Here is a 10,797-nt window from a genome sequence, read left to right as displayed (position 1 = left end):
TAGGTTAGACATAGAATTCCTAGTTCTGTATAACCTTAATCACACCTTACCTATATAGATAAGTGTTTTTACTTGTTGCCACTATCTAACGTACTACAGCACACTTTATAGCTAGCTTATTGATAGCCATTCTCAACAAGTACCTAAAAACAGGCTCCAAAACTAGAACTCTTGCCCAAACAACGATATAGCGTTAAATAATGGTTGCTGATTTGTCAAATCAGCAACCATTAGAACAAGATGAAGAACAATCGCAACGGTCAAGCAGAAATACTTAGGGAAGAGCAGCTAGAAGAGTTGTTTGGTGTCTTATCTCCGAAGCACAAGTTACTTTTTGCAATTTGTTACTACACGTCCTGTCGAGTACTGAGTTGAAACGGAATTGGAAGCACTACGGAAACAAATCGAAGCCAGGATTAAACGCTAAGAATCCTAGCTATGCTTGCCAGCGGTTAGCGAATTGCATCCAGTGGTTTTTGAATTACTTGCTGACCCGCTTTTAAAGATGCGATCGCTCCTCCTCGTTCAAACTCTTCCAGTTCACGTCACCTTTAGTCGCTATAGTTAAGGGAAGTTTGGAGAGCGATCTGCGCTAGGTCTTTCAGAGCCGCTCCGAAGAGAGCAGCAGCGCTTCCTTTCTCCAACTTAGGGAAGTAACACGTAATCTTAGCTGTCGAACGTTCGATACTCATCAGTCATAACGTATTATGCTCTAAAAAGCTATATTCTGGAGTGTCTAACGGTTAGACACTTTCTCAAAACGCTAAGACTCACCAAGCTGCTTGCCAACGGCTCACGAATTGCATCCAGTGCCACGGGATTTACTTGCTGAGCCGCTTTTAACGATGCGATCGCTCCTTCCCGCTCAAAGTCTTCCAGTTCAATCACCTTTAGCTGCCTTAGTTAAGGGAAGTTTGGAGAGCGATCTGCGCTAGCTCTTTCAGAGCCGCTCCGAAGAGAGCAGCAGCGCAACGCTCTCGCTTTCTCAAGCACAAGATAAAACAGATTTACCTTAGGAACAGATTAAGAGAGAGCGCTTTTCCCGAAGTCTCCGCTTCAAATCCCCAACCAGTCAAATATCAAGCAGTTTTCGCGATCGCGCTTTTCGGCTGAAAAACTAAGCCATGTCAGCAAGCTGATATAGCACACCATTGATAACTTTCTCTTATTTGCTAAGTTCTGGGTGATCGCGTTTTGGGAGAGTTGGCTCCAATTGAAATTAAGGATATCTTTTCCTTTGGCTAGATTTATTTGCCGAAAATGCCGATGAAGAAAACGTATACAGGAAGCTGCCATTGTGGTTCAGTACGGTTCGAGGCTGACATCGATTTAGGTGCTGGAACGAACAAATGCAATTGTTCCATCTGCACCAAAACAAGGAACTGGAACGCAATCATCAAGCCCGATGCGTTTCGGCTGCTTGCAGGAGAAGACGCGCTGAGCGACTATCAATTTGGCTCCAAGAGTATGCACCATCTCTTTTGTCGGCATTGCGGGGTGCGCTCGTTTGCACGAGGATATGCTGAAGCGATCGGCGGTAACTATATCGGAATTCAACTGGCTGCGTTAGAAAACGTAGAGCCGCAGGAGTTGATCTCAGCACCAATTCGATATGCGGACGGACGGAATAATCACTGGGAAGTTGCACCGCCTGAAATCCGGCACCTCTAGTAGTCCGCGATCACATTACTGAAGTGTTTGCCAGAACCAACATTCCTCACACCTTACCGATCTGGTTAAAATGTTGTGTTTTGTAGCAATCTAGCGTATAGATGCGTACTTTTGAATCTGTGGAAAGACAGCTTTCCAAAGAGGGAGCGACCACATTTGGACACCAGACGGAGCGATCACAAAATAATCTGACTATTCTTCTCTTGAGATAGCATACCTAGCAAAAAGTGTCTAACGGTTAGACACTTTTTGCTAGGTAGCTCAAACAGTTTGCTGGAACGGAAATTACTTAAATCTATTAAATCTAAAAGTAATCCTCTTAAAGCCTTGTTATTAAACTTTTAACATTTACTTTAATTAATTAAACTTCAAAAGCAAGAGAATTAAAATTATCTACACTCCATTACTAGCAAGGGTTCCCTTTAATATTTTATAATAGTTATACTAAAATTTATTTTAAAACTTATTTACTGATGCATAAAAAATGAGAGTTTAGAAATCCTATATATTTTAGTAAATCTGATAAACAATAAAATTAAGTACCGTACAAACGCAGATTATTGCTATCTGTTATAAACGAAATCTACCTATCGTGGGTGGGATTATGTGGGCTGTCAAAAAAAAAAACCGCTTCTGATAAATTTCAGGCGGTTTTATTGTAAGATTTCAGTAACTGTTTAATCTAGGGGGCCTTGATACAACCAAATAGGAAGTAACAAGTTAATTAAATACTGTAGGTGAGTTTCCCGTCAGAACGGTGTCCCGCAAGCGACCAACTTGAAACACCGAACTGCTGCTCACAACCCATTGTGCTTTCAATAAAAATATTAGCACGAATGGGATGGGATTCCTATGCCAAATTTCAAGAAAATGGCACCCAAGCGTGAAATCTCTAACCCATGTACCTAGCTAGCCAGAGCCATCCCAGGCAGAAAGAACAAGAAAGAAATTGTTCGCTTGGGAAAACCAAATACATTTGCAGATCAAGGCTAGCTAATTTTTTTACCAAATCGGTAAAAATTTTGAGGAATTTTTCATGACTTGAGTGCCCTACACCACATAAAGGGTATCAATCATGTTTACTACACCAAAAAAACCGAAGTACTCAGGCTCAGACAGGGCTTCTCTTTGCCGAGAAGAAGACAAAGAGAGTGTGCAGCAAGTTGAGTTGCAAGAAGTCATTAACTGGCTGAAGACAAGCAATTTTCCAGTTTTGCCAGTCGCACCAGCACAAGATGCTAGAAAGCATCCCAGAATTGTGCAAGCAGACGGAGCAAAAGGAATTTGGAAACACTGCCCACTAACACGATCGCTTCAACCAATACCGCTCTACACAGGCAAAAACCCAAGCTACCTTGACCAGGACGGTAAGCCTCACCTAATCAATCATTGCCAGTATCAGAAGCGTCTGCCCACACCACAGGATTTTGAAACGTGGTTCGCCAATCCCCTCAATGGCATCGGAACACTAGGCGGCTGGAACAACACAATCTGGCTTGACTTTGACGTTAAGAAGTTCCCTAGTGAAGACGACTGCACTCAGGCTGTGACTGAGGTATTGCAAAATCCCACTCTTGCCAACACTTTCTTGGAGCGCTCACACTCAGGCGGCTGGCGGGTTGGTGTTCGGGTTAAGGAAAAGCCAAGCTTTACCAACTTTGCCTTACAACCCGGCGGCAAGCACATCGGTGAGGCATTAGGAGAAGGGCGCTTTACCGTGTTGGCTCCAACAGTTGGTCTATCAGGAAACCCATATCAATCAATTAATCGTGTAGTGCCAGTAGAGGTTAGGAGCTTGGAAAGCATCGGCATTTACTCCACCTCAAGTAAAGCTCAGCGCCAAGCACAGAAAACTCCACAGCCTCTACTTTCCTATGTTCCTGGCAACATTTCTCTTGAGGAATTGGGTAACACCACCAGCCGCGAGATTTTAAAGGGGAACTGTCCAACAGGCGATCGCTCCGAGGCATTAACAACAGCCTTAAATGAGTGGTACGGCTGGCAGAACTGGGCAAAAGAAAACGACATCCCGATTACTGGCACACCGGAAGATTTAGCACACTACGCAGGCGGGCAGCTAGGGATCGATAGCGAACGGGTTGAGCGTATTCTCAAAACTATTGACATCGTTAGTTCTGATCCGGCGGCATTGCACCGAGGGGGCGAGGAGAACTGCTGGAAGAAAATTCGTAGGCTGGACAAGGTGACATTTGAAGCGAAGTGTCCTGCTCATATCAAGGACGATATTAAGGCAGAGTGGCAACGGAACTCTAGCAAGCCCAGTGAAGACAGAAGCGCTGGTACTGCCGATTTACAGCAAAACCATTGGCAAGCACCAACTGTTTGGAATGGTGAGATTGGTTGGTTGATTGAGAAAGAGAATGAAAACGGTGAACCCATCAGCAAGTTTTGTCCAAAGTGCAATTTTGACTTCCAAATTGAATCTGAGTTATCCAGTGACGCGGGCGGCGGATTAGTTTTGCAGGTCAAGCGATCGTTTGACCGCTTCCAAAAGCGAGTGATCATATCGTCACAAGACTATGGTGCCGTCAAAGACTTTGAGGCAACGCTCAAGCGGGTCTATCAGTCCGGTGTTGTCTGTAACTTAAAAACTGAGCATCTCAAGGCGCTGATTCACGTCAAGCTACGAGAGTATCGCGATCGGGGTGGCATCACCTATCGTCTCCAAGACAGAGCGGGTCAACAGGCAGATGGGCATTGGGTTTTTAAAGATTGCCAGATTACAAAAGATGGAGTTTGGAGTGCTAAACCTAACAGCGATTGGGTCTTCAATGAAGACTTAGGTGGTGAAGATAAGACACCACAACCATCTGTTGCACCTCCTAATCCCAACGCTCTAAAACCACTTGTGGCTGCAATGCGTAAGTTTCATGGAGCAGAGGGCATCTTTCCCGCAATGATCGGGTTGGGATTTACGGCTGCTGCCGTACACTACCAAACCATCATTAAGAAAGAGCGGCGTTTTCCACAACTTAATTTTGTAGGGGATGCTGGCGGCAACAAGACCGTTTGTGCAGCTAACTCTTTATCTCTTGTGGGTTGGCTCAATGGTGACGGACAGATATCAGGAGTTAGTGAGTCAAAACTCTACGAATGCCTAAAACTCACGGGTTCGTTACCACTATGTCTGGATGACCCCCCCAAAAGTCGAGAACTAGACGAAATTCTGAAGCGTCTCTACAATGCCGTCCCTCGAATGGTGAGAGGGAATTATCAGGAACCCCACAGCCCGTTAATGGTGACTAGTAACCACGCGATTGGTGACCAACAGCTAGCGACTTTAACTCGGATGCTTCAAGTGCCAGTCTACCGTCAAACTGATGGTGACTCGAATGCTTGGGATGAGATGGTTGAGGCGATGGAAGGTGCCAGCGGGTGTTTACCTGACTTAATTAAACTGGGATATCCAAAAGAGGAAATTAAGCAACTAGAGGGAGAACTGCGATCGCATCTGCCCAAGTCTCACCCGCGTATTGCTTCATCAATGGCACTGATTCTGTGGTACGCGATGGCAGTAGCCAAACTAGCCGATTTTGATGCTGAGTCAATCAAACAGTATGCGATCGCTCAACTATGCCCAATTGCAAATGCGGCTGACTCAAATGCCGATAGCATTACAGATTTCCTAGATAAACTGTCGGCTCTTAAATCTGACGCTTTAGTTGGAGATTGGAACTGTCTAGTAGTCGAGACGAAGGCAGGTAAGGCATTAGCCATCCAAATGAGTCAAGTATTCCCACTAGTGGATAAGTATTTTAATCCTGTTTACTCGCGTAAGGTGCTAGAGGCTCTTATCGCCAGAAGTGGAGGAACTCTCCAATCTGTACAGAAGTTTCACACCAACCGAGATGAATCCTTAGCGTACTACCGCGCCAAGCTAACTGCTGAGGATGAACCCAAGGAACCTGAATACAAGCCTAAGCGTTGTGTTTTGATTCCTTCCGACCTAATTAAAGGCTATATGGATGATTGGAAGTCACCTACCCCACCTGATGGTCGTGATTCACCACAGAATGAGTCAATTTGTGAGCCAGTTACATCCTCAGTTACATCAGTTACATTCAATAACAGTCAGTTACATAAAAAATGTAACCAACAGGGACTAGACACAGAGCAGGATTCAGCCCTTTTAGATAGTTCAGTTACATCTTTTTTGGAAGAGAGTATAAAAGAAAAAAAAGAAGCTGTGGAGTTGATCTTATTTACCCCGATCACAGAAGAACTGGGTGAAAAGCAAAAAAGTCATACCCTTATCTCTGAAAAAGATGTAACTGAGGGGAATTTAGAGGCTGTAGCCCTTATCCAGACTGAAACAGAGCGGTTACATATTTCCTGTAACCAGGGTGTAACTGGATGTAACCAGGAAGGAAAAAATGTAACTGAGCAAGTAGAAGGAGCTGTGGATAGAACTCAACTGGTAGAGGAAGCGGTTGCAGAAGAATGGCAGGAGGAAGCAACCCAGAATGAAATAGCGAGTTATCTATCAGGTTGTACCAGCATGTTGCAGTTGGCTACCTTCCTGAACTGCTGGAATCAAGAAGCGATTGATGAGGCTTGCAAGCGCCTCTCTCCTGACCAACAGGCTCAGATAAAAGAATGGGAGACTGAACTGGATAATTTCAAAGCAAGCTTTAATGTGGGCGATCGCGTATTTGTCGCAAGCAAACCTCACACAAGTTCAACAGAACCATATTGCATTGAGCGGATTGAAGGGGACAGTGCAAAGCTTGACCTCTTTCCCAAGTTAGTACCGCTGGCAGAGTTGGTAAGATGCGATCGCAAATAAGACGAGTTGGATGTAGTCATCGCTTCAATTAGGTGATTGTTGCGTGTCTGACGATTAGACCTGAGATCTTCTTTTCCTAGCGGGGGAAGAGATGCCCTCTTTGGAACATCTGCGATCGCTTCCTTTACCAAAAGCGATCGCGAACAAGACGAGCTGGATTTTGATGTTGAGCTTCCTATCTAGGTCTAACTCGTCTTCAAACATCTGTCCTGCCAGTTCATGGGTTTTGAGTTGATGCCATTCCAACTCAATGCGGTTCATTTCCGAGCAAAAGGCTGGCAAAAAGAATAGATAAAGACCCTGAGCCTCCCATTGTGACCAGTTTTGCTGCACTTGAGTACTGGTATGAAGTAGCTGTAGCTCACTAGACTCCATAAGCTAAACCCAGACTCATCAAGGTACAACAGGTCAATCTCATCGGCTGCTGCCGCCAACTCCAACATGTCTAAGTCAGCCTGCTTGATGGCACATTGTTTCGGGTTTTCCTTGTCCCGATGACTCACATGGCTGCGTTTCCAGAGTATCCCCTTTTTTTGAGTACCCGTCGCAGGTGGTCGGGACTCAACTTTACTTGCCGCTCTGCTTTACATACTTTAGTACTTTCAGCACGACCTACTTAGGGTTTCCCTTTGTTAGTTTTCTTTGCATGAATTAAAGTGCCGCCTTGAACTTCAACGATATACCAATAATTCACTTCTTCATCTTCAATTTTTGCATCAGCTCTGCCAGTTGGCTTCGGATAGGGGCAAGGTCGGCTTGGGTAACCTGAGAATTGGGGGTGTTTAGGTACTGCAATAGGGCTTTGATGACCAGCTTGTTAATACTAATTTGCTCTTGCTTAGCTCTTAGCTTGACGCTTTGGTGAAGTTCAGCGTTGGGAAATCGCAGGTTATGTTGCACCTTTTTTTTCCATTAAAGTGGTACTGGACTAATACCATGATATCTGAAAGCTAAAAATCAAAATCTTATTTTGTAAGGTGTGCCTTACAAGGCTTTTAAGGTATCACTCTGGTACTACTTTGATAGCATTATTTTCCTTGAAACTCTCTAAATAGTACTAATTCAGTACCTATTGAGATAGTAGTGAAGGCTAGAACGGCTTAAACTACTGGATTTACTGGATTATCTACTTATATTATTTCGCAAAGCACCAGAGAAATAATATAAATATTTCACTGTTCATGATAAATAGTATTTATGTTAAAGTTAAAAAATAAAAGATTAAATCAAGAGCAATATGCCTAAAAAAAAGCAACTAAACTACAAAGTTATAGCAACTGAAGGGAATGGAGGAATTAAGTTAATTTGCAAAAATGATACCTATTATCTTAAGTTTCCTGCACAAATAGCCCGTGCTGTCTGGAAGCAGGAGGGGAAGTTTCTCTCGATAGGATTAAAGGCGAATACTGGAAGTTTATCAGACGAAAAAGAAGTCTTAGAAGAAAGCATGGAAATATGGAGAAAAGCTTGTAAGGATGCAAAAACCCCAGGAGAAGGCTATAAAATAATTAAAGAAAATTATAATCTATATAACTATAGAAACTCTTTTAAAGTCATTGGTGATGACCGAGAAAGATGTCCTAGTCTTTATGAAATTTGTTCTCTGTGGTTTCATAAACATAAGAAGTTAAAACTAATTCCTAAGAATAAAGTAAGTATAGAAGAAACAACAGTAAATAACTACGAGAACCACCTAAGAATATTGAAAAATTGTCCACAAGATCTGTTTGAGCAAAAGGCAATAAAAGGGTGGCTTGTAGAAAAATCTAAAAAATCTCCAGGGACTGCAAACTTCCTCCTTTCCATAATAAGAAATTCTTTTGCCTGGGGAAAAGATGAAGAGCTAATTCCCTCCTCAGTCTTGATAGAAACTAAAAACTGGAATGCAGCTATACAAATGGTTCCAGAAACAAACGCACCTAATTGGGCAAAGGAAAAAGGCTACATTAATACAAGCCAGCAATTCAGAGGTTTTTCACTAAAAGATACACAAACCGTCTTGCAGTTACTAAAGGTATATAAGTGGAAAAACTACCCTATTGGCTATTTCTTTCTTTTCGGAAAACTGAAATTCTTAACTGGGTGTAGAACAGGCGAGGGGCTAGCATTGCAGTGGAAACACTTTGACGAAAGTCAGAGAAACGAAGATATTGGTCGATTTGGAGTTTTGCGATTTGAGCAATCTTTTTCTGTGTCATTAAAAAGGGAAAAATCAATCAAAAATCATAAGCCACACCAACTACCTTGCAACCAAGAACTGGCATCATTTTTGTTAGACATTCAACCCGAAAGCTATGAACTATCTGACTATATAATCGAGCCAAATCTCAAGGGCAAAGAAAGAGCAAGATTTTTCCAAGAATTTAGTCTTTGTTGGGCTGGTTACTATAATACAAGTGGAAAGAAAGAGAGAGTACGTGGATTCATGGAAGAGTTACTTGATGAAGGGAAGCTTACTCAAAGAATCTACCGCTCTTCCTATGCCACTCGCCACACTTTTATTACTATGGAACTGAATAGAGGAGTATCACTTGGAACCGTCGCTGCATGGGTGGGTGACAAACCCGAAACGATTGCGGCACACTACATGGGTTCTGACGATTTAAGGGTTCCCAGCCTCCTATTGAGTACCTCGACAGAACCAGCATTAAACCCTTTTTTTAAAACCTATATGGGGCAGTCTGACTCACCAAACCAAGCCTTAATTGATTTCTTGAAATCAGAATTAGGCGCACAGAAAAAAGAAAACGCAAACATGCGTCAACAATTAGATGAAATGCATCAAATGATGCTCAATCTTTCCAGGCAGTTTACCTGAGGCAAGAAGTATTAAGAGCTTTATCTTCCCTCTTAAAACTCTCCAGCCCTAATCAAGAGCTGGATTTTTTTTGAAAACAATAAACAGAAATGCGATCGCACCTGCACTCTTCATAGGAACCAATTTCGACAACACTGCGGTATATGAAGTTGGCAAAGCATTATTTGGTGCTTTATCTTTTAGGTAATCGAGGGTTGAGAAAATGAGCGATCGCATCAGATAGTGGGAAAGGGTGGTCGCATCTTTTAAAAGCGGGTCAGCAAGTAATTCCCAAGCCACTGGATGCAAATCGCTAACCGTTGGCTAGCACAGCTAGGAGTTTTAGCGTTTAATCCTGTGTCGAATCGTTAGACACAGGATATTTTTTTAGGGTGCAATCATGAAACGCAGCTCAAAAAAAACAGCACATCAACTTATCAATCGCTTGCAATAAGATGGGGTCTGTTCTCAATAAGCGGCTATTTTTTACCTCTTAGACCCCGTAAATTTTCGGAATTAGACCAATCAACGATATATCGTCATTCCAGCTATTTCTCTAATTCCGCGACTGATTATTATCGGTATTAGAAACCGTGAATTAACGTGTCATTTATAACCTTGGCTGATAGGTACAAAAAAGTCTATTTTGTATACGCTGGCAAGAGAGGGCACTCACCCCGGAGAAACGCGATCGCATCTTACCAGCGCTGGGTGTTGGGAAGCAGCCACCACAGTTCAAGCGTCTGAAAGCAGTTCTCGACCAGATGATGCCAAGAGAGTGTCTAACCGTTAGACACTCTTGGCATGTCTCGGTCAGGTGTGATCGCATTTTTGCAGCGCTGGAGGTGGGAAAGCCGTCACCACATCGGTCTGGGTCAAAGTCGAGGCTATTCTCTGGAAATCTGACGGAGACGATGAAGCTGAGGGTGAAGTTTACGAAGATGACGCGACCTATCACCTGCGAGTTTGGGAAGATGACATCGAGCTAGAAGTGGTTCATTTTGAACCTGTGTCTAACCGTTAGACACAGGTTCAAAATGAACCACTTTTGAGGAGTGCGATCGCGTTTTGGTAGAGTTGGCTCGAATTGGTATTTCCTCAAAGTTCTTAACAGAGTGAAGCAATTGGGGAAACTTTTAGTCCCTGATAGGGATTCAAGTTGATCGGAAGCTGACGAACTCTTTGCAGAGTTTGGAATACCTGTTTCAATCCCTGATAGGGATTCAAGTTGACCGGAAGCTGGGTCTAGGATTCCTGTCTACAAATTTGTGAGTTTCAATCCCTGATAGGGATTCAAGTTGACCGGAAGGGCAGGCTCCTGAAAAGCTTATTGTATTTAATTTTCCTGGCACTGTTCCGACTACCTCTCGATCATCTCAAAAAATTACTTTCCCGTCAAGACACGAAATCGCTCAAACTCTTGCAGGGTAAGGGGCGACTACTTATAAATAGCATAAAATCGCTTAAACCTTTATCTAGAGAGAGGTACAAGCGATATTCTGCAATATCCTTTTTGTACAGC

General features: G+C 43.1%; 8 protein-coding genes. 4 read left to right on the top strand and 4 right to left on the bottom strand.

Annotated elements, in window-relative coordinates; translation table 11 throughout:
* Nucleotides 1–720 precede the first annotated feature (720 nt).
* Nucleotides 721–888 carry a hypothetical protein gene (locus AC5JL3_RS19925; RefSeq protein ID WP_496076127.1) on the bottom strand — a complete coding sequence of 56 codons (168 nt, stop codon included), beginning with the start codon at nucleotides 886–888 and terminating at the stop codon, nucleotides 721–723.
* Between the two features lie 372 nt (nucleotides 889–1,260).
* Here AC5JL3_RS19925 and AC5JL3_RS19920 point away from each other — a divergent pair, with 372 nt between their 5' ends.
* Nucleotides 1,261–1,671 (top strand): GFA family protein, encoded by a 411-nt coding sequence (locus AC5JL3_RS19920; protein WP_496076126.1) that lies wholly within the window; start codon nucleotides 1,261–1,263, stop codon nucleotides 1,669–1,671.
* 1,075 nt (nucleotides 1,672–2,746) lie between these two features.
* Nucleotides 2,747–6,478, top strand: coding sequence for a bifunctional DNA primase/polymerase (locus AC5JL3_RS19915; RefSeq protein WP_496076125.1), 3,732 nt, complete (start codon nucleotides 2,747–2,749; stop codon nucleotides 6,476–6,478).
* Nucleotides 6,479–6,532: 54 nt separating this feature from the next.
* Here AC5JL3_RS19915 and AC5JL3_RS19910 read toward each other — a convergent pair whose 3' ends face one another.
* Entirely contained in the window at nucleotides 6,533–6,853 is a 321-nt protein-coding gene (locus tag AC5JL3_RS19910; RefSeq protein WP_496076124.1) for a transposase, read from the bottom strand.
* 315 nt (nucleotides 6,854–7,168) lie between these two features.
* On the bottom strand, nucleotides 7,169–7,378 hold the full coding sequence (locus AC5JL3_RS19905; RefSeq protein ID WP_496076123.1) for a toxin-antitoxin system HicB family antitoxin: 210 nt from the start codon (nucleotides 7,376–7,378) through the stop codon (nucleotides 7,169–7,171).
* Nucleotides 7,379–7,715: 337 nt separating this feature from the next.
* Between AC5JL3_RS19905 and AC5JL3_RS19900 the strand changes: the two genes are divergently transcribed.
* On the top strand, nucleotides 7,716–9,296 hold the full coding sequence (locus tag AC5JL3_RS19900) for a site-specific integrase (RefSeq protein WP_496076122.1): 1,581 nt from the start codon (nucleotides 7,716–7,718) through the stop codon (nucleotides 9,294–9,296).
* A gap of 48 nt (nucleotides 9,297–9,344) precedes the next feature.
* On the opposite strand, the gene AC5JL3_RS19895 is transcribed toward AC5JL3_RS19900, so the two are convergent.
* On the bottom strand, nucleotides 9,345–9,575 hold the full coding sequence (locus AC5JL3_RS19895; RefSeq protein WP_496076121.1) for a hypothetical protein: 231 nt from the start codon (nucleotides 9,573–9,575) through the stop codon (nucleotides 9,345–9,347).
* Between the two features lie 346 nt (nucleotides 9,576–9,921).
* Here AC5JL3_RS19895 and AC5JL3_RS19890 point away from each other — a divergent pair, with 346 nt between their 5' ends.
* Nucleotides 9,922–10,068 carry a hypothetical protein gene (locus AC5JL3_RS19890; protein ID WP_496076120.1) on the top strand — a complete coding sequence of 49 codons (147 nt, stop codon included), beginning with the start codon at nucleotides 9,922–9,924 and terminating at the stop codon, nucleotides 10,066–10,068.
* The last annotated feature ends 729 nt before the right edge of the window (nucleotides 10,069–10,797 follow it).

The organism is Symplocastrum torsivum (assembly GCF_059505465.1).
Note: the sequence above shows the minus strand (reverse complement) of the source record. Positions and strands in the feature narration are given on the sequence as shown.

Bases quoted from the DNA above. Each gene is read 5' to 3' on its own strand.
- AC5JL3_RS19920 (WP_496076126.1), top strand. From the start codon at position 1,261: ATGCCGATGAAGAAAACGTATACAGGAAGCTGCCATTGTGGTTCAGTA.
- AC5JL3_RS19915 (WP_496076125.1), top strand. From the start codon at position 2,747: ATGTTTACTACACCAAAAAAACCGAAGTACTCAGGCTCAGACAGGGCT.
- AC5JL3_RS19910 (WP_496076124.1), bottom strand. From the start codon at position 6,853: ATGGAGTCTAGTGAGCTACAGCTACTTCATACCAGTACTCAAGTGCAG.
- AC5JL3_RS19900 (WP_496076122.1), top strand. From the start codon at position 7,716: ATGCCTAAAAAAAAGCAACTAAACTACAAAGTTATAGCAACTGAAGGG.